Annotated in this window: 18 protein-coding genes; 8 read left to right on the top strand and 10 right to left on the bottom strand. The window is 58.8% G+C overall.

The annotated features are described in order from the left end of the window. Window positions 1-30: 30 nt before the first annotated feature. The 4 genes from ACKLNI_RS04570 to ACKLNI_RS04555 all read right to left on the bottom strand — a co-directional run bounded on the left by ACKLNI_RS04570 (window position 31) and on the right by ACKLNI_RS04555 (window position 2,748). Complete coding sequence (locus tag ACKLNI_RS04570) at window positions 31-156, bottom strand: hypothetical protein (protein ID WP_413717851.1); 126 nt, start codon at window positions 154-156, stop codon at window positions 31-33. Between the two features lie 108 nt (window positions 157-264). Beyond that, complete coding sequence (gene mutT / locus ACKLNI_RS04565; RefSeq protein WP_413717850.1) at window positions 265-663, bottom strand: 8-oxo-dGTP diphosphatase MutT; 399 nt, start codon at window positions 661-663, stop codon at window positions 265-267. Next, on the bottom strand, window positions 660-1,889 hold the full coding sequence (gene argJ, locus ACKLNI_RS04560) for a bifunctional glutamate N-acetyltransferase/amino-acid acetyltransferase ArgJ (protein ID WP_413717849.1): 1,230 nt from the start codon (window positions 1,887-1,889) through the stop codon (window positions 660-662). The genes mutT and argJ overlap by 4 nt, the downstream gene beginning before the upstream one ends. Before the next feature lie 7 nt (window positions 1,890-1,896). Then, on the bottom strand, window positions 1,897-2,748 hold the full coding sequence (locus ACKLNI_RS04555) for a peptidylprolyl isomerase (RefSeq protein ID WP_413717848.1): 852 nt from the start codon (window positions 2,746-2,748) through the stop codon (window positions 1,897-1,899). 180 nt (window positions 2,749-2,928) lie between these two features. Here ACKLNI_RS04555 and secA point away from each other — a divergent pair, with 180 nt between their 5' ends. From secA to ACKLNI_RS04540, 3 genes are all read left to right on the top strand, one after another. Then, complete coding sequence (gene secA / locus ACKLNI_RS04550; protein WP_413717847.1) at window positions 2,929-5,631, top strand: preprotein translocase subunit SecA; 2,703 nt, start codon at window positions 2,929-2,931, stop codon at window positions 5,629-5,631. Between the two features lie 136 nt (window positions 5,632-5,767). Next, window positions 5,768-6,748 carry a hypothetical protein gene (locus tag ACKLNI_RS04545; RefSeq protein ID WP_413717846.1) on the top strand — a complete coding sequence of 327 codons (981 nt, stop codon included), beginning with the start codon at window positions 5,768-5,770 and terminating at the stop codon, window positions 6,746-6,748. 18 nt (window positions 6,749-6,766) lie between these two features. Further along, window positions 6,767-8,263: a phosphate ABC transporter substrate-binding/OmpA family protein gene (locus tag ACKLNI_RS04540; RefSeq protein ID WP_413717845.1), complete on the top strand. Its 1,497-nt coding sequence runs from the start codon at window positions 6,767-6,769 to the stop codon at window positions 8,261-8,263. On the opposite strand, the gene radC is transcribed toward ACKLNI_RS04540, so the two are convergent. The 4 genes from radC to dnaK all read right to left on the bottom strand — a co-directional run bounded on the left by radC (window position 8,260) and on the right by dnaK (window position 12,956). After that, window positions 8,260-9,024, bottom strand: coding sequence for a RadC family protein (gene radC / locus ACKLNI_RS04535; RefSeq protein ID WP_413717844.1), 765 nt, complete (start codon window positions 9,022-9,024; stop codon window positions 8,260-8,262). The two genes, ACKLNI_RS04540 and radC, sit on opposite strands and share 4 nt — an antisense overlap. Window positions 9,025-9,066: 42 nt before the next feature. Next, window positions 9,067-9,648: a J domain-containing protein gene (locus ACKLNI_RS04530; protein WP_413717843.1), complete on the bottom strand. Its 582-nt coding sequence runs from the start codon at window positions 9,646-9,648 to the stop codon at window positions 9,067-9,069. Window positions 9,649-9,822: 174 nt separating this feature from the next. Next, window positions 9,823-10,965, bottom strand: a complete 1,143-nt coding sequence (dnaJ, locus tag ACKLNI_RS04525; RefSeq protein WP_413717842.1) for a molecular chaperone DnaJ — start codon at window positions 10,963-10,965, stop codon at window positions 9,823-9,825. 74 nt (window positions 10,966-11,039) lie between these two features. After that, entirely contained in the window at window positions 11,040-12,956 is a 1,917-nt protein-coding gene (gene dnaK / locus ACKLNI_RS04520) for a molecular chaperone DnaK (RefSeq protein WP_413717841.1), read from the bottom strand. Window positions 12,957-13,141: 185 nt separating this feature from the next. Here dnaK and ACKLNI_RS04515 point away from each other — a divergent pair, with 185 nt between their 5' ends. Next, a complete protein-coding gene (locus ACKLNI_RS04515; RefSeq protein WP_413717840.1) occupies window positions 13,142-13,759 on the top strand; it encodes an alpha-ketoglutarate-dependent dioxygenase AlkB in 618 nt (205 codons plus the stop codon). Here the strand turns inward: ACKLNI_RS04515 and ACKLNI_RS04510 are convergent. Continuing rightward, window positions 13,731-14,384 carry a peptide-binding protein gene (locus ACKLNI_RS04510; RefSeq protein ID WP_413717839.1) on the bottom strand — a complete coding sequence of 218 codons (654 nt, stop codon included), beginning with the start codon at window positions 14,382-14,384 and terminating at the stop codon, window positions 13,731-13,733. The genes ACKLNI_RS04515 and ACKLNI_RS04510 overlap by 29 nt on opposite strands. Then, window positions 14,384-15,274, bottom strand: a complete 891-nt coding sequence (locus ACKLNI_RS04505; protein ID WP_413717837.1) for an ABC transporter permease — start codon at window positions 15,272-15,274, stop codon at window positions 14,384-14,386. The genes ACKLNI_RS04510 and ACKLNI_RS04505 overlap by 1 nt, the downstream gene beginning before the upstream one ends. A 50-nt stretch (window positions 15,275-15,324) precedes the next feature. Here ACKLNI_RS04505 and cysQ point away from each other — a divergent pair, with 50 nt between their 5' ends. From cysQ to ACKLNI_RS04485, 4 genes are all read left to right on the top strand, one after another. Next, window positions 15,325-16,122, top strand: coding sequence for a 3'(2'),5'-bisphosphate nucleotidase CysQ (gene cysQ, locus ACKLNI_RS04500; RefSeq protein ID WP_413717967.1), 798 nt, complete (start codon window positions 15,325-15,327; stop codon window positions 16,120-16,122). Then, the gene (locus ACKLNI_RS04495) at window positions 16,122-17,363 is read left to right on the top strand and encodes a glycosyltransferase family 2 protein (protein WP_413717836.1); all 1,242 of its coding nucleotides are present in this window, start codon (window positions 16,122-16,124) and stop codon (window positions 17,361-17,363) included. The genes cysQ and ACKLNI_RS04495 overlap by 1 nt, the downstream gene beginning before the upstream one ends. 75 nt (window positions 17,364-17,438) lie before the next feature. Further along, window positions 17,439-18,335 (top strand): UTP--glucose-1-phosphate uridylyltransferase GalU, encoded by an 897-nt coding sequence (gene galU / locus ACKLNI_RS04490; RefSeq protein ID WP_413717835.1) that lies wholly within the window; start codon window positions 17,439-17,441, stop codon window positions 18,333-18,335. Between the two features lie 38 nt (window positions 18,336-18,373). Next, entirely contained in the window at window positions 18,374-19,537 is a 1,164-nt protein-coding gene (locus ACKLNI_RS04485; protein ID WP_413717834.1) for a glycosyltransferase family 4 protein, read from the top strand. The last annotated feature ends 5 nt before the right edge of the window (window positions 19,538-19,542 follow it).

Here is a 19,542-nt window from a genome sequence, read left to right as displayed (position 1 = left end):
TCATTCAGGGCTTTGAGACCCTGGAAGCGATCAGCCTACGGGATACCCACTGAAGACGCGCTTACCCACGCGTACCGCGATGCGGCCATCCGTGAAGGCCTGAACAAAAATGCCCTGTACCGATACGCAACTTCCCATCAGGATCGTCCGAAGCATTCGACGATACCCCCATTAGTTTCGGCAAGACGGAACGTAATTCGATTTAGGACAAAATGCACGCAGATATTTCCGTTTGTTTCCGAAAATTGTGCGAAAGAAAGATGGTTAAAGCCAGTCACGCAATATTGGGATAAGCGGGATATCAGCCGGAGGCATCGGGAAATTGCGCAACTCATTCGCTTTTGCCCATTTCAGAGCCTGTCCCTCGCGAGATTGCGGGGTTCCTTCCCACTTTCGGCAGGCGAAGAGTGGCATGAGCAGGTGGAAATCGTCATAGCTGTGGCTGGCGAATGTCAGGGGAGCGAGGCAACTGGTCCAGGTCTCGATTCCCAATTCTTCATGCAACTCGCGCACGAGCGCGGCTTCCGGGGTTTCTCCCGGCTCCACCTTGCCGCCAGGAAATTCCCAAAGACCGGCCATCGATTTCCCCTCGGGACGCTGAGCCAAGAGGACACGGCTGTCCCGGTCGATCAGGGCGACTGCGGAGACGAGGACGGTCTTCACGAACGATAGTCGGCGTTGATGGCGATATACTGGGCGGTGAGATCGCAGGTGTAGACGGTCGAACAGCCATCGCCCAAGCCCAAATCCACCGAAATAGTGACGTTTTCACCCTTCATGTGGGCCGCAGCCTCTGGTTCGGAGTAGCCCTCGGCGACCATCCCGTTCTGTGCCACGAGGACATCTCCGAAGCGGATGGTGAGCCGATCCCTATCCGCCTCGGCGCCCGACTTGCCGACAGCCATGACGATGCGACCCCAGTTCGGATCTTCCCCGGCGATCGCGGTTTTGACGAGGGGCGAGTTGGCGATGGCCATTGCCACCAATTTCGCATCGCCGGCCGAGGCCGCGCCCTCAACGCCAATCGTGACGAATTTCGTCGCGCCTTCCCCATCGCGGACAACCTGGTGGGCAAGGTCCATCATGACGTCGGTGAGCGCATCTGCAAATTCGGAAGAACCGGATACATCCACACCAGAGGCACCAGTTGCGGCGACCAGCAGCGTGTCGGACGTCGACGTGTCGCTGTCGACAGTGATGCAGTTGAACGTCCTGTCGCAGGTCTGCCCGGTCATCGCTTGCAATGCGGGGAAGTCGGCTTTCGCGTCTGTGAAGATATAGACCAGCATCGTGCCCATATCCGGCGCGATCATGCCGGAACCCTTCGCGATCCCTGCAATAGAGACTGTTTTTCCGTCAATCTCCACCGTCCGAACCGACCCCTTTGGATAGGTATCGGTGGTCATGATAGCTCGCGCGGCGTCGGCAATACTGTTTGGCGAGAGAGATGCGTTCAACGCATCGATCACGTCGGTGATCCGCTGGTGGGGCAGAGGTTCTCCGATCACCCCGGTAGACGAGGTGAACACCCGGGACTCCGGAATACCCAGCGCGCCCGCGACCTTGGCAGTCACAGCACGCACGGCCTCGACCCCACGGCTTCCGGTAAATGCATTGGAATTGCCCGAGTTCACCAGGATTGCGGCCCCTGCGTCCGAAGTGCCGCCCAGTTTCGCTTCGCAGTCAAGAACCGGAGCCGAACGCGTTTTCGACCTTGTGAAGGTTCCGGCAATTACCGTTCCGGGAGCAAGTTCCGCCAGCATGACGTCGGTACGGCCTGCATATCGAACGCCTGCTGCAACGGTTGCGAAACGAACGCCACTTATGACCGGCAAGTCCGGGAAACCGGATTTCGGGGCAAGCGGTGAGACGGGCAGTGCTTTTGCCATGGGATGCCTATTCGATGACGATGGAGATGTCGTTCAGAACGTTTGGATCGATGCTTCCGGCTTCCACCCGGTCGATCGAGGCGCCCTCGGTCAGTTCTACAACCCGGCTTTCGATCGCCTCGCGGCGCAGAGCTTCACTGAGTTCACCGCGGACAGCGTCGAGGGCTGGGGCGTCTTTGAGCCTTGTCTCGTTCAGGCGGATCACATGCCAGCCAAACTGGGTCTGCACCGGAACAGAAACGGTCCCCACTTCCATGGCGACGACGGCTTCCTCGAACGGAGCGACCATGGCGCCCGGCCCGAACCAGCCAAGCTGGCCTCCATTCGGGCCCGAAGGACCTGTCGATTTTTCCTGGGCGAGAGTCGCGAAATCCGCGCCGCCGGCCAATTCGTCGATCAGCGCCTGTGCTTCTTCCTCGGTTGCGACCAGGATGTGAGACGCATTGTACTCGGTTTCGGGCTCTGCATTCGCATAAGCGGCGTCATAGGCCTTCTGCACGGCATCCTCGGAGATGGCGCTATCGGTGATGCGCTGAATTTCCTCGGCGGCGCGTAGTGAGCGGGATTCGTTTTCGAGAACGATGCGAGAGCCGAGCGAAAGTTCGTCCACGCTCTCTCCGAGCAGGGTCTGCTGGACAAGCTGGTCTAGGATCCCCTCGAACAGGACATCGGCCGGAAGTTGCTGATACTGGGCCGGCAGGCGCTGTTTCAGGACGATCATGTGCCCAAGTGTGATGTCGGTGCCATTGACGGTTGCGACCACGGTATCGGCGGCCAGATGGTTCTCGGCATTGCCAGGACCGGCAAGTGCCAGGGTGAGCGCCATTGCGGCTGCGGTAATTCCGTGTCTGAAAGCCATAATCTTTCCTCTCTGGATGCCGCGCGGGTCCGCGACGTTGACAGTCTGAAACCCGCCCCTTACATCGCTGAACAACGGGTCAGGACGGTCATCGCCTTGCCCTTCTATGGCGGGCCAGAGGCACGGGCAAGCGCATCCCCTCACACAACCTCGTCAGATCAGCGCAAGAAGGCAGTATTGATGCTTGGATTCGGAAAGATTGCGAAGAAGGTTTTTGGCACAACCAATGACCGCAAGGTCAAGGCAACGCAGCCCGTGGTCGAAAAGATCAACGCGCTGGAGCCGGAGTTCGCGGCCCTTTCAGACGAAGGCCTGATCGCCAAGACCGAAGAGTTGAAAAAGCGAGTCGCCGAAGGCGCCAGTCTTGACGACGTCTTGCCCGAGGCCTTTGCCAACTGCCGCGAGGCCGCCAAGCGAGCGCTTGGCCTCCGCGCCTTCGATGTGCAGCTGATCGGCGGCATATTCATGCACCAGGGAAATATCGCCGAAATGAAGACTGGCGAAGGCAAGACGCTGGTTGCGACGTTCCCGGCCTATCTGAACGCGCTGACGGGGAAGAGCGTGCATATCGTCACGGTGAACGACTATCTGGTTCGCCGCGATGCCGAATGGATGGGCAAGGTCTTTGCGCATCTGGGGATGACGACCGGCGCGGTCTATCCTCAGCAGGGCGAGGAAGAGAAGCGAGCCGCGTACCAAGCCGACATCACCTACGCCACGAACAACGAGCTTGGGTTCGATTACCTGCGTGACAACATGAAATCGAGCCTGTCCGACCTTTCGCAGCGCGGGCATTACTTTGCAATCGTTGACGAGGTCGACTCGATCCTGATCGACGAGGCGCGGACCCCGTTGATCATTTCCGGGCCCAGCCAGGACCGGTCGGAGCTATACCGCACAATCGATATGCTGATCCCCGAGGTCCGGAACGAACATTTCACGCTGGATGAGAAGACCCGGAACGTCACCTATACTGACGAGGGCAACGAGTTTCTGGAGCAGCGCCTTCACGAGTCGGGTCTGCTGCCCGACGATCAGACCCTTTACGATCCTGAGTCGACCACGATCGTTCATCACGTGAACCAGGGATTGCGGGCCCACAAGCTGTTCACGCGGGACAAGGACTATATCGTTCGTGACGGAGAGGTCGTCCTGATCGACGAGTTCACCGGCCGGATGATGCCCGGGCGCCGGCTGTCGGAGGGTCTGCATCAGGCAATCGAAGCCAAGGAAGGCGTGGCGATTCAGCCTGAGAACGTGACCCTGGCAAGCGTGACGTTCCAGAACTATTTCCGTCTCTACGACAAACTGGCCGGCATGACCGGCACGGCCGCGACCGAGGCCGAGGAATTCGGCGAGATCTACGGTTTGGGCGTGATCGAGATTCCGACGAACCGCCCGATTGCGCGTGTCGACGAAGACGACCAGATCTATCGCACCGCGCGCGAGAAATTTGAAGGAATCGTCAAGGCGATCAAGGAGGCGCATGCCAAGGGCCAGCCGGTTCTGGTGGGCACCACCTCGATCGAGCGGTCGGAATTCCTTTCCGAACTGCTGAAGAAGGACGGCATCCCGCACAATGTCCTGAATGCACGCCAGCATGAGAAAGAAGCCCAGATCGTCGCTGATGCGGGCATCCCTGGCGCCGTCACGATCGCAACCAACATGGCGGGCCGCGGTACTGACATCCAGCTTGGCGGAAACGTTGAAATGCGGGTGATGGCCGCGCTGGCCGAAGACCCGGAAGCGCATCCCGACGAGATCCGCGCACGGATCGAGGCCGAGCACAAAGACGACAAGGAGAAAGTACTTGCGGCCGGTGGCCTGTTTGTACTGGGGACCGAGCGACACGAAAGCCGTCGAATCGACAACCAGCTGCGCGGTCGGTCCGGTCGTCAGGGTGACCCGGGGCGTTCCGCATTCTTCCTGAGCCTCGAAGACGACCTGATGCGCATCTTCGGCTCCGAGCGGCTGGACAAGGTTCTCTCGACACTCGGCATGGCCGAGGGCGAGGCGATCAAGCATCCGTGGGTCAACAAATCGCTCGAACGGGCGCAGGCCAAGGTGGAAGGTCGGAACTTCGACATCCGTAAGCAGCTTCTGAAGCTGGACGATGTGCTTAATGACCAGCGGAAGGCGATCTTCGGTCAGCGCCGCGAGATCATGGAGGCCGAGGAGGTCGAGGAGGTCGTTCAGGACATGCGCCACCAGGTGATCGACGATCTGGTCGATACCTACATTCCGCCCAAGTCCTATGCCGACCAGTGGGATACCGAAGGGCTGAAGTCCGCCGTCGAGAAGTCGCTGGGCATTTCTGTGCCCGTCGTCGAATGGGCTGACGAGGAAGGCGTGGATGACGCGGAAATCCGCGAACGGCTGTACGAAAAATCGGATGCGTTCATGGACGCCAAGGCGCAGCAGTTCGGCGTCGAGAACATGCGCTCGATCGAAAAGCAGCTTCTTTTGCAGACCATAGACGCCAAGTGGCGCGAGCATATCCTGACGCTGGAACACCTGCGGTCTGTCGTTGGATTCCGCGCCTATGCGCAGCGTGATCCGGTGAACGAGTACAAGACAGAAGGCTTCCAGCTTTTCGACAGTCTTCTGAATGGTCTGCGCGGTGAGGTCACCGAGAAGCTGGCCCAGATCCGTCCGATGACCGAGGAGGAACAACAGGCCTTGATGCAGCAGATGCTGGCGCAGCAGCAGGCGGCAGCCGCGGCAGCCGCGGCAGCGGCCAGCAGTCCGCCTGCGCCCACAGCCGAGGCCATCGACGCCGGTTTCGACGAGAGCGATCCTTCGACTTGGGGAAATCCAGGCCGGAATGATCCTTGTCCCTGTGGATCGGGCAAGAAGTTCAAGCATTGTCACGGCGCGCTTTGACGCGTTGTGGCATGCGCGTCGCAGCGCTTCGTAAAAATTTGTCATCTGAACGGTTTGCCCGCCAACGCTAAGTTGGCGGGCATTATGCTTGAAACAATGGATCTGCCGTAAAAGAGCGGACCAAACGGAGGCAGGCATGAACTCTCTTGCATTGCTTGGCAGGCGCCGGGCGGTTTCGGCGTTGGCAGCGCTTCTGCTTGCCTTTGGTGCCGGGTACCTGATGCAAAGCGTTCTGGTTGAGAACACCCCGCTGGCGACCGTTGACGAAATGCCGGATGCCGCGCCGCTTTTGCGGTCAGCCGATCAGCCTGGCAGCTTGCCAACGCCACCGGCCGCGACGCTTGTCCCACTGGTTCCAAATCCACCCATCATGCCGAACCGCGTCGACAAGCCCGATCCTGTTTTGCCGCAGATTTGGGACGATGCACGGATGAGTCCGTTCGGGTTCGATTGCACTCCGGATCTGACCGTTAGTGTTCTGGATGCTGCAATGATCGAAGTCTTGTACTTCGCAGCCTGCGACCCCAACCGAAAGGTGACCGTTCGGCATGGTATGCTGGAAATCGATGTGACGACCGATTCCTTTGGTCGTGCCGAGACGCTGGTTCCGGCACTCACAGACATCGAGGAGGTGCTGGTGATATCGGAACGCCAGACGGCTCGGGCGATTTCCAACGTCAGCGATGCCCGTGCCTTTTCGCGCGTGATCCTGGCATGGGAGGGCACGCAAGTATTCCGGATGAACGCCTATGAACTGGGGGCATCACGAGGCGAAAGCGGACATATCCGGGCCGGATCAGCGAAAACGCCAGCGCGTGCGATGCGCGGAACCGGAGGTTTTCTTGTCGCGATTGGCGATGGAACTGGGCGCAGCGCCGAGGTCTATACGTTTCCCACGGGTTTCACGCCTCTCAAGGGCGTCGTTGAGCTTGTGGTGGAAGCCGATGTGACAGAGACGAATTGCGGGCGTATGATCAGTGCTCAAGCATTGCAGAGCGGACCACTTGGAGGGATGACCGAAACGGACGTCAGGGTCACACTTCCTGAATGCAATCGCATCGGCGACGTCATTGAGTTGAAAAACCTATTGCAGGACATGAGACTGGCCGGGCGTTAATCGGACGTCTGGCTGCCAATGATCCAGAAACTTGCCGCTTTGGCGGTGATCGCCCTTGTGCCCGGCACCGGATGGAGTTCCGGCGCTGTCGTTTTGACGACGCTTGACGGGTCGCACAGCGTCTCGGGCGAATTGTTGTCCTTCGATGGAGAATACTTTCGGGTCGAGACCGAGTTCGGCGCGTTGACATTGGATCGGGGGGACGTCTCCTGCGATGGTCCCGGGTGCCCCGAACCCGAGGCATTGGTCGCCCATGCGAGAGTTGGTGGACCCGCCGACATGATCCATCTTCTCATGCCGCCGCTTCTGGAGAGTTTCGCCAGACGGCAGGGACTGTCGTATCACCGGATTTTCACAAGTGATGAGACGGTTACCTGGGAACTGACGGAAACTTCGACAAGCCGATTGGTTGCTCGGATCGAAGGAGCGGTCGCGCCGGAGGAAGATGTGCTGACCCAACTTGCCTCTCGAGATACGGATCTCTCTCTGGGTCGAAAGGAGGCTGGAAAATCGGTTGACCAAGATGTGATTGCGCTGGACGCACTGGTTCCTGTGGTATCGTTGGATAACCCGAGGGCGATGGTCACGCTGGAGCAGTTTCGAGGGCTTCTGACGGGTGATATCGACAACTGGGAGGAACTCGATGGCCCCGACATGCCGGTCGATCTTCATCTTCCCGAGGGGCGCGATGTGACGAGGGCCCTGGCGCGGGTCTTTCCCGGTCTGCGAGCCGGGAGCGCCACGAGGCACAGGGACAAGAAGCTTCTTGCGACGGCGGTTGCGAGCAGTTCATCGGCTCTCGGGCTTGTCCCGCTTTCTCGCCTCGGCAACACTGTACCGCTGGTCATAAGCGGTTCTTGCGGTCTGGCCAGTCCGGCTACGCGCGGGACAGTAAAGGCCGAAGACTATCCTCTGACGCAACCGCTGTTTCTGCATCGCAATGGCGCAAGACAGCCTCGGATCGTGCGTGATTTCATTGCCTACGTCCGATCGCACGAGGCGCAGCCGGTGATCCAGGCCGCAGGCTTCGTGGATCAGGGGATCGGGTTTATCCCGTTCGATCGTCAGGGTGATCGGCTGGCGAATGCGGTTCTGACAGCTGGAGATGATCAGGAGCGAATGCAGGAAATCCAGCGAATGATCGCAACATTGATGCTAGGAGAGCGGTTGACCCTGACCTTTCGTTTCCGCGATGGGTCCAGTGAATTGGATCCGCAGTCCGCCTCCAATGTTCGCAGGCTTGCGGATGCGATCTGGCGTGGCGAGTTCGATGGCAAGGAGCTGGTTTTTGTCGGCTTCACTGATGGCGACGGGCCTGCAGAGGGAAACCAGCGTCTGTCCATGCGGCGTGCCAGGGCCGTCAGGCAGGCTGTTGGTGCATTCACCGGGGATTCACCTGTGAAACTCGAAGTGGATGGCTATGGAGAGATTCTGCCGATGGCGTGCGACGACACTGCCTGGGGACGGCAGGTGAACCGACGGGTGGAAGTCTGGCTGCGAGGCCCGACCCCTTAGCCGGACAGGTGACCTTCCGAGCGGAACGAAAACTCTGCTGATCTTCCTATGATCAGGTGGTCATGGATCGTGATCGACAGAGCCTGTGCCGCCGCTTCGATCTGGCGTGTCATTGCAATGTCTGCTTCCGACGGTGTCGGATCGCCTGACGGGTGGTTGTGGACGAGAATCAGGGCCGAGGCATTCAGTTCGAGCGCGCGTTTGACGACTTCGCGGGGATAAACCGGAACATGGTCGACGGTGCCTTTCGCCTGTTCCTCGTCGGCAATCAGGACATTCTTGCGGTCCAGAAACAGGACCCGGAACTGTTCCGTTTCAAGGTGGGACATGGAGGTGTGACAATAGTCCAGGAGCGCCCCCCAGCTTGAGATGACGTGCTGTTTCAGGACTCGGGCGCGGGAAAGGCGGTGCGCCGCCGCCTCGACGACCTTCAGGTCCACAGCCACCATGTGTCCCACTCCCCGGACCGCTGTCAGGCGCTCGACCGGAGCCGAGAGCACCCGGTTGAAATCGCCGAAGGTATGCAGAAGGCGATGGGCCACCGGCTTGACGTCACAGCGGGGTAAAGACCGGAACAGAACGAGTTCCAGGAGTTCGTAATCCGGCATGGCGGAAGAACCGCCGATCAAGAAGCGTTGGCGCAGGCGACTACGGTGATCCTTGATATAGGACGGCAGCTTTCCCTGGGGCCCTGTCAGAATGAATTCCTGTCCCTCGAAAAGGGGCAATGGCGGTTCGTCGAAGGAGCTGGTGCCGGTCATAACCGGCACGCTGACCTGTTCGTAGTGAAAATTCAGTTAACTCTAATTCGCGTCGCCAAAGCGGATCTGAACACTGCGCGCACCGGGGAATACTTCTGCACAGATCTTGGCGGGCACATCAAAGATGTTGCCTGCAAGATCAGCCGAATGCACATCGACCAGTCGGGTCTGAACACGGCGGGAATCGATGAGGTCGCCAGTTGGCAGGGCAACTTTGTTCTGTCCCTCGAGGACGGATGTCGGAACGAAATAGGTCAGCATCCGGCCTTTGCGATACAGCCGGGTCGCCACATGATGACTGGCTTCTTCGTGAGTGCCTTCGAACAAAGCACGGCACAGGGCAATCGTCTGTTCATCGAATACAGCCTCTACTGGCCGCACGGACGGGCGAGAAACCGACGCACTCGGGGGTTTTGGCGTATCGTCTTCGGCGGACTCGAAAAGCATTTGATAGGCTTCCGAGATCCGCGCGAATTCGTCGTCAGCGCCCTTGCATTTGTCCGGATGCTTTTCGAAAGCCAGTCTGCGGAACACGTTTCGGACTTCCGACTTTGTAGGATTGCCTTGCAATCCAAGTGTGGCAAGAGCTTTGCTTCGGACGGAAACGCGTTCGATGGGGGTCATATCGGTACTCGTCACTTGTGCGCGGGGCGGGGCGCTAAACTAATTAATGACGAAATTTGTACACGCTTTTGCCTTATTCACCAAGAAATCGGGTGGAATTGGGGCGGATTGAACAAGGGCCAATCACGGTATCCCGGATCGGCCCTCATTGTTTCGGAATTCAAGAATCAAATGTCAGCTTTTCATGCTGTCCCAAAAGGTTTTGACCTTTTTGAAGAAGCCCGAGGATTCCGGGTTATTCTCCTCTGAAAGCTTCTCGAACTCTTTGAGCAACTCTTTCTGCCGGCTTGTCAGGTTGACCGGAGTTTCCACCGCGAGTTCGATCATCATGTCGCCGCTCCCGCCGCCGCGAAGAGCTGGCATACCCTTTCCGCGTAGCCGCATCTGACGTCCTGACTGGCTGCCTGCCGGAACCTTGACCCGGCTGCGTCCACCGTCGATGGTTGGCACCTCAATGTCACCGCCGATTGCAGCCGATGTCATAGAGACGGGGACGCGGCAATAGAGGTTCATGCCGTCACGCTGGAACAGCGCATGTTCTGTCACTTCGATGAAGATATAAAGGTCGCCTGAGGGCCCGCCTCGCAGGCCGGCCTCTCCTTCGCCTGCCAAGCGAATTCGTGTACCCGTCTCGACACCTGCCGGGATGTTCACGCTGAGAGATCGATCCTTCTCGACCCTTCCGGCTCCACCGCATTTCGCGCAGGGATTCTTGATGATCTGACCCATACCAGAGCACGTCGGGCATGTTCTTTCGACTGTGAAGAAGCCCTGTTGGGCACGCACCTTACCCATTCCGGAACATGTCGGACAGGCCTGAGGCTCGGCTCCGCTTTCTGCACCGGTACCATGGCAGGTGTCGCACTGCACAGCTGTTGGCACCTGTATGGATTTCTGGAGCCCGCGATAGGCGTCCTCCAGAGAAATTCGTAGATTATACCTCAGGTCCGAGCCACGAACGGCGCGTTTGCCCGCGCTACCGCCACGCCGGCCCATGATGTCACCGAACAGGTCATCGAAAACGTCGGAAAAGGCGCTGGCAAAATCGCCGCCGGCATAGTTTCCGCCACGAGGGCCACCGCCCATCCCGCCTTCGAAGGCTGCGTGGCCGAAGCGGTCATATGCGGCTTTCTTGTCCGCGTCCTTGAGGACGTCATAGGCTTCGTTCACTTCCTTGAACTGAGCCTCGGCATTGGGATTGTCCTGTGCGCGGTCGGGGTGCAGCTCTTTCGCTTTCGAACGATAGGCTTTCTTGATCTCGTCGGCGGATGCGCCTTTCGAGACCCCTAGTACCTCGTAGTAATCGCGCTTTGGCATCTGGTTTTTCCCCTGGAACGCGCAGGCTGGCCCGATCGGGTCGGGCCAGCCCGTTTGCCGCGTTCACACGCGCCTTAGCCGGCGCGCTTATCGTCGTCGAGATCTTCGAAGTCGGCGTCGACAATGTCGTCGTCGACATTGCGCGGACCTTCGTCGTCAGGATCGACCTCGCCGGCCTTTTCCTGTTCGGCCTTGTAGATGGCTTCGCCAAGCTTCATCGACGCCTCGCGAACGTTCTGGATCCCGCCGCGGATCTTGCCGGCGTCGTCGGTTTCCAGCTGTTCGTTGAGGTTCGCAATGGCCAGCTCGATGGCTTCGACCGTGGTCGGGTCAACCTTGCTGCCATGCTCTTCGATGGCCTTTTCCGTCTCGTGCACGACACGTTCGGCCTCGTTCTTGGCTTCGACCAGTTCGCGGCGACCCTTGTCGGCCTCGGCGTTCGCCTCGGCGTCCTTGACCATTTGCTCGATCTCTTCGTCGGACAGGCCGCCCGATGCCTGGATCGTGATCGTCTGCTCCTTGCCGGTGCCCTTGTCCTTCGCGGACACGGCTACGATGCCGTTGGCATCGATGTTGAATGTGACCTCGATCTGCGGCATGCCGCGCGGTGCCGGCGGGATGTCCTCGAGATTGAACTGGCCCAGCATCTTGTTGTCCGCGGCCATTTCACGCTCGCCCTGGAAGACACGGATCGTCACGGCGTTCTGGTTGTCTTCGGCGGTCGAGAAGATCTGCGACTTCTTGGTCGGGATCGTCGTGTTCCGGTCGATCAGGCGGGTGAACACGCCACCGAGCGTCTCGATGCCGAGCGACAGAGGCGTGACGTCGAGAAGGACAACGTCCTTGACGTCACCCTGCAGAACGCCGGCCTGGATCGCGGCGCCGAGGGCCACGACCTCATCCGGGTTCACACCCTTGTGCGGCTCTTTTCCGAAGAATTTTGTCACCTCTTCGATGACTTTCGGCATGCGGGTCATGCCGCCGACAAGAACGACCTCGTCGATATCGCTTGTCGAAAGGCCAGCGTCTTTCAAAGCTGCTTGGCACGGTTTGATCGACTTTTTGATGAGGTCGCCAACCAGCGACTCCAGCTTTGCGCGGGTCAGTTTCATGACCATGTGCAGCGGCGTGCCGGTGTCCTTGTTCATCGAAATGAACGGCTGGTTGATTTCGGTCTGCGAAGAGGACGACAGTTCGATCTTGGCCTTTTCGGCCGCTTCCTTCAGGCGCTGAAGCGCCATCTTGTCGTTGGTCAGATCAACGCCATGCTCTTTCTTGAACTCATCGGCGAGGTAATTGACGATCCGCATGTCGAAGTCTTCGCCGCCGAGGAACGTGTCGCCGTTCGTCGATTTCACTTCGAAAAGGCCATCGTCGATTTCAAGGATGGTGATGTCGAAGGTACCGCCGCCAAGGTCATAGACCGCGATGGTCTTTGTCTCTTTCTTGTCGAGACCATAAGCCAGAGCGGCAGCTGTTGGCTCGTTGATGATGCGCAGGACTTCAAGGCCGGCAATCTTGCCGGCGTCTTTGGTGGCCTGACGTTGTGCGTCGTTGAAGTAGGCCGGAACGGTAATGACCGCTTGCTCGACCTTTTCACCCAGATACGATTCGGCGGTTTCCTTCATCTTCTGAAGGATGAAGGCGGAAACCTGGCTGGGCGAGTACTTCTCGCCGCCGGCTTCGACCCAAGCGTCGCCATTGCCGCCATCAACAATGTTGTAAGGAACGATCTTTTTGTCCTTCGTCACTTCCGCGTCGTCCACGCGGCGGCCGATCAGGCGCTTGACGGCAAAGACCGTGTTTTCGGGGTTGGTGACGGCCTGACGCTTGGCCGGCTGTCCGACAAGGCGCTCGCTGTCGGTGAAGGCGACAATGGACGGGGTCGTCCGGGCACCTTCGGCATTCTCGATCACCCGGGGCTGAGACCCATCCATGATGGCGACGCAGCTGTTCGTCGTCCCGAGGTCGATACCGATGACTTTACCCATGCTCTTTTCCTCTCTTTAGGCGATGTTCGGGACGAAGGCCCGTTTTGGCACCTCGGTCCCATCCCAAGGAATATGTGACGACCCAGGAGGGACGATCACGGCTTCGGGGGGTATATAAGGAGGGGGTTTCGGGCCTGCAAGCGCCGTGAACACTTGAAAAGACTCAAAGACAGGGAGTTTTCCGAATGGGCGATCTGTTTTCCGACAAGTTGGAGTTGAACGGGGTCGCCGTTTGTGCCGGTGCACTGGATCGACCTGCTCAAGAACAGATGGTGAAGGACCTGCGCCTTTTGGCGGGAAATGCGCCATTTCGGCAGTACCAGACACCCGGTGGCCGAAAGATGAGCGTGCGCATGAGTGCGGCCGGTGCGCTGGGCTGGGTAACGGATCGTTCGGGCTACCGATATGATCCTCATCAGCCCGATGGCAGGGACTGGCCTGAGATTCCCGAAGGTGTGCTCGCGGTTTGGCGGCGGTTCTCGGGCGTGAATCGGATACCGGATTCTTGCCTAGTGAACTTCTACGGGAAGGGGGCGAAGATGGGCATGCATCAGGATAGGGATGAGGCCGATACAAAGTGGCCGGTCGTGTCGATTTCGCTGGGTGATGACGCGCTGTTTCGGGTGGGAAGTGCCGAACCGCGCGGGCCGACCAAAAGCGTCTGGCTGAAATCCGGGGATGTTGCGGTTCTGTCAGGCGAGGGGCGGATGGTCTATCACGGGATCGACCGGATCAGGTTTGGTTCGTCCGATCTTCTTCCGGACGGCGGTCGGCTCAACGTGACGCTGAGAGTGGCTGGATAGAGCAGCAGCCCGAGTAGAGCCCAAGTGCGCTTTGGTCCATTGACGCCTCTGGCGATGTCAGAAGCATGTCAACGGCGATGCCGTATTCCCGATCCGACATTCCATCATTACAGGACTCCATCCGTACCGAAAGTTGGACGTCCAACGAACCGTTTTCGGTTCGAAAGAACGCTCCGCTGAACGCGAAGCGGTCGCGGCGTGATCTGGAAGAATGCATGGATGACACAAGACCGTCCCTCGGCTCGGCGCCCGGCATGTTCAGTCTCACCTCTGGCTGGCCGACTTCCAGTGACCAGAAGGGTTCGGTCCCGAAGCATTGCCTGATCTTGGGGAACTGACCGTCCCAGTACTGAACTGCCCGCTCCAGGAAATTGAGCGATACCCAGCCGGACCCTTCGCTTGAATTCACAAGGCCCCATGTTAGATCGTCATTCGGGCGGATCACCTCGATGCCCTTCGCGTCATGAGCCAGGGTGCCAACGATATCGGAGCCAGCGCCGGGTGCGCTTCGCACATTGAGAACGTCGTCCGTGGCGACGCCTGTTACGTCATAGATTGCGGGCCAGCCGTCGACTGTCGCCGCCGCCGGAAGCGCTGTAAGAAGCAAGATGGCAAGGGCCCGCATCACCTTCCGGCGGTCCAGCTGAGCGACACGCGTTTGCGCGTGAAGCTTTCGCCGATCAGCCCGATCACAAGCAACACAATAGAAACATAGACCGGGTACATGAGTGATGTTTTCATCGGGTTGTAGTTGATGAAGATATAGCCCCGGCCCTGATCGATGATGTGGAACAGCGGGTTCCAGGCGAACATTGCGACCATGGTGGCGGGCAAGGTGTTTGCCACGAACATCTTGCCGGAGGCGAACATGTTCACCCGGGTATAGATTTGCTGAATGATCCCGGTGGTTCCTGGCATCCACGGTTTGATCGCCAGAAAGATCGATCCCACGGCAACGCCAAAGAACCACGCCAACAACAGCATGGCCAGCGCACCCATTGGCTGATGCACCTCTATTGGGGCCCACACAAGATGATACGCGAAAAGCACCGCGCCCAGCGATATCACCTGAATGTAGAGGGCGCTGAACGCTGCGGCCCAGATCGATACGGTAGTCGACATGGGAAGATGCTGCATCATCGGAGACGCCGGACCCTCGGCGCTGGCAACGGCCATCAGCGCCTTGACGTGCACCATGAAGACGAAAATCCCGGACATCACATATAGAAGGAAATCTCCGCGTATCGCTGCGCCGCGCATTCCGAGAAGCTCGAAAAGCGCGTAGAATGCGATGACCATGATCAGGGTTTGAAGGATATTGACGAGGATCGCGAAAATCGCATCTCGATGTGACTTACGGACCGTGCGGACCGTGTTGTGATAGATCAGGTCCAGCATCGTTAGTGCAGCCGAACCGAGAGATTGTCTTTTCTGAACGTCAAACATCGTGAACGGCCCGAAACCTGTCTTGCCTCTGAAGATGCGAACCTTGTCATGGCCGCTTGGAGCCATCATAAGCCTGCGACAAGCTTTTTGATAGAGAATGGTGTCCGAAAATGGCCAGTATTGACCGAAAAGCACTTTTATCGGCGATGCGTCGCCTGTCGATCGAAGCAGGCAACTCGATAATGGAAGTTTATCGCCGGGAAGATCTGGGGGTGCGGTCGAAATCGGACGCAAGTCCGGTCACCGAGGCGGATGAAGCCGCTGACAGGCTGATTTCAGCCGGTTTGTCGAAAGAGTTTCCGAACCTGCCGCTTGTCACGGAAGAGCAAGCCGCGACCCACAATCTGGATGTCACGACGTTTCTGATTGTTGATCCCTTGGACGGAACCAAGGAGTTCATCAAGCGGCGCGGCGATTTCACGGTGAATATCGCCCTGGTCGAGGATGGCGTGCCAACGCTTGGCGTGGTTTACGCCCCGGCCAAAGAGCGCCTGTTCATGACTGCGGCCGAGGGCGGTGCGCTTGAAGAGGTGGGTGCCTTCGATCTGGACGAACCCGGCCGAACCGTTGCGCTTCACGTATCGGAGCCCGACAACGACGCACTTCGTGTCGTTGCGTCGAAGTCGCACAGGGATCAGGCAACAGACGATTATATTTCTCTCTATCGGGTCGCCGATGCGGTGAGCGCCGGTTCTTCCCTGAAATTTTGTCTCGTGGCATCCGCCGAAGCGGATTTCTATCCCCGCCTCGGGCCGACTATGGAGTGGGACACCGCGGCAGGACATGCCGTGCTTAGGGCCGCCGGAGGTGAGGTATTCGACCGAGAGACGCGGCGACCGCTGCGCTATGGCAAACCGGGATTCAGAAACGGGCATTTTCTTGCCTTCGCACCCGGTGTGGAACTGGCTGCGGAGTGATGTGGCCCGAAGCGTCACAACGCTTCAGTATCATCGTCGCCACGCGCGAACGTCCGCGTTCCTTGCTTCGAACTCTAAGGGCCATCCGGCAGTTGGATTACCCGAATTTCGAGGTTGTCGTTGTCGGCGATGCCTTGGCCGACGACGCGTTGTCGGGGGCCGAGTGGGGCTGGTTGCGCTTTGTGCGGTTCGATCAGCCCAACCTGAGCGCAGCACGAAATGCCGGGGTTGCCGCCGCTGCGGGCGACGTGCTCGCGTTCATCGATGACGACGCGGTACCTGAACCAACCTGGCTTACCCATCATGACTCCAGCCTTCTGGAAAGCGGTGCTACAGCGTCGGTGGGTTTCGTGCGGGGGCCAGACGGAATTCGATTTCAGTCACGTTTTCACTCGATTGATCGCGAGGCCAGGACACACGACGAAAGGGCCGATGGAGAATCTCCGTTTGTGCCTGACCTGCCTGAGGGTCGAGCGGTCAAGCTGATCGGTACCAACATGGCGATTCGAAGCGATGTGTTGCGCGCGTTGGGAGGGTTTGATTCGAACTATCACTATTTCCTCGAAGACAGTGATATTTCGCTTCGGCTCTCCGACGCGGGCCATCGATCCGTGGTCACGCCATTGGCTGAGGTGCACCACTCATTGGAGCCCTCGTGCCTTCGAACCGCGCGCCGTGCGCCCCGAACACTGTTCGACGTGGGGCGCAGTACTGCCATTTTCCTGAGGCGGCATTCCCGCGAACCCGTGGAGGAGTTTCTGGAGTTCACGGCGAAAGATGAACGCAAGAGAGCCGTCGGTCACATGATCCGCGGCGACCTCGAACCGGGGGACATCGGACGGCTGATGCATTCGCTGAGGATTGGCTGGAGTGAAGGAATTTCGTGTAGTCTTGAGTGTTTGCCGCGTTTGCCGACCGGTCCTGAAATCTTCCTGAAGGTAAGCCCTTTGCCAGCGGGTCACCAGGTTTTGGTATCCCGCCGGTTCGGCCGAGCGTCGGCGCTTCGCCATGCAACAGATCTCGCCCGACGGGCTGCGCGCGCAAGCGTCTTCAGTTTCTCCTTAACTTCATGGCGACATACTGTGCGATACACCGAACGCGGTGTCTGGTTGCATGCCGGTGGACAGTTTCGGGAAACAGAATCAACCGGAAGGCGTTTCAGGTGGTGCAGATTTGCAAGACGGGCAGATGAAGAGATAGCCCGCGTTGCAAAGAGACGCGGTTTGGACGATGGTAAGTAATGTCAGCCCGGTCAGGTCCGCAGGCGCTGACAACGAGTGTTTTTGTGTGTGTCCAGAGGAAGGGCGAAGTATTTTATGAAACGCAGGGTGACCAAGGCGATTTTCCCCGTAGCGGGGTTGGGTACGCGCTTTCTGCCAGCAACCAAATCCGTCCCTAAAGAAATCATGACGCTGGTCGATAGACCGTTGATCCAGTATGCGATCGACGAGGCAAGGGCAGCCGGTATCACGGAGTTCATTTTCGTCACGTCTCGCGGAAAGGGTGCTCTCGAGGACTATTTCGACCACGCTCCGCAGCTTGAGGCGGCGCTGCTAAAAAGCGGAAAAACCCAACTTCTGGAAGCGTTGCGGGCGTCGAACATGGAGTCCGGCGCCATTGCTTATATCCGTCAGCACAAGGCAATGGGCCTTGGGCATGCTGTCTGGTGCGCCCGTCGCCTGATTGCGAATGATGAGCCCTTTGCGGTCATCCTTCCCGATGACGTGATCGCTGCCGATACGCCTTGCCTGCAACAAATGATCGAGGCCTACGAAGAAACCGGCGGTTCGATGGTTGCGGCGATGGAAGTGCCTCGGGAGAAGGCATCATCCTACGGCATTCTCGATGTAAACTCGGAACGGGGGAATCTTGTGTCCGTGCGGGGTATGGTCGAAAAGCCGAAAATGTCCGAGGCTCCATCGAACCTTGCTGTGATTGGCCGTTATATCCTGGCGCCCGACGTTCTGAACAATCTGAACAATGCCCAACTGGGTGCGGGCGGGGAAATTCAACTAACCGATGCAATCGCGAAGGAGATCGAGGATGGGCGGCCGGTTCACGGTTTGCGGTTCAGCGGTCAACGTTTCGATTGCGGTTCAAAGGCAGGGTTTCTCCAGGCGACGGTCAGTTTCGCCTTGGCACGCCCCGAGCTTCAGGACGAGTTTGCAGCTTTCTTGAGAGATACCGTTCCACTTCTGCGCGTTGCCGAGTAAACAGGTCCGGACACCAATAAGAACGACGAGCACGGTACGTGGCCACTCCTGTACTTGATCTCAGCAGATCGTTTTCCCGTTTGGGGCGTGGACCCGCCACGGGTATCGACCGCGTTGAGCGCGCCTATCTGGACGAAGTGATCCGGCGGAGTGGATGGGCAATCATCCGGACGCCCCGCGGGTTTCTGATGTTCGAGCCGGACAGGCTGCCCCGCCTGCCGGACTATCTGGACCGGACCGACCTCGATGGGGCGGACCAGGCGTCTACCATCCGAGCCATTGCGTCCTCTCGCGCGGCGACTCTTTCGATCCGAAAGATCATGTGGCGGATGCCCAATGGGCTTGCCTACATCAATGTCGGGCATACGAACCTGAATCCTCAGACCATGCGGGCGATGATGGAAATGCCGGATCATACCAAAATCGTCATGATCCACGACACTATTCCGATCGACCATCCCCAGTTTCAAACCGAGGCTTCCCGCGCCAAGTTTGTCGAGCGCCTCACAACCGTGATCAATTTCGCGAACCACATCATTGTCCCATCGGACGAGGTGCGCGAGAGCGTCGAGCGCCGGATGGTTGGTACCGGTCACCGCGTGCCTGTGATCGTTTCACCACTGGGGGTCGATATCGGTGCTCCGCCCGTCGATCCGGTAAAATCGGACAAGCCCTACTTCGTGGTCATAGGAACGATTGAACCGCGCAAGAACCACGGTTTTCTTCTGGATATCTGGGAGCGGATGCATCGAAAGATGGATGAGAGCCGGATTCCGGAGCTTCGGATCATTGGAGCCCGCGGCTGGCGCAACGAGGAAGTGTTCGACAGGCTTGATCGTTCGCCGATGATGGGCCGGACGGTTTTCGAGTTGGGTCCGTTGCCGGACAAGGAAATGAAACGGCAACTGGCTGGGGCCACCGCGCTTTTGTTTCCAAGTCATGTCGAAGGATTCGGCCTGCCGCCCTTCGAAGCGGCGACGATGGGGATTCCGACGATTTCCGCACCATTGCGGACTACCGAAATCCATCTGGGCGACATGGCCGTTTACGCAGATACCGACGACATGTATCAATGGTTCAAGGCCATCAGAGATTTGGCCAGCGAAGATTTGGCAGAGCAGTCCCGGCGTCATGCTGCCTTGCGGGCCTTCCGGCTTCCGACCTGGGAAAAGCACTTTGACCGAGTCTTCGGATTGATCTGAACGCC

This window comes from Silicimonas lutimaris, assembly GCF_047314965.1.
Taxonomy (GTDB): Bacteria; Pseudomonadota; Alphaproteobacteria; order Rhodobacterales; family Rhodobacteraceae; genus JAVJUV01.
This window is presented reverse-complemented; position numbering and strand designations above follow the sequence as displayed.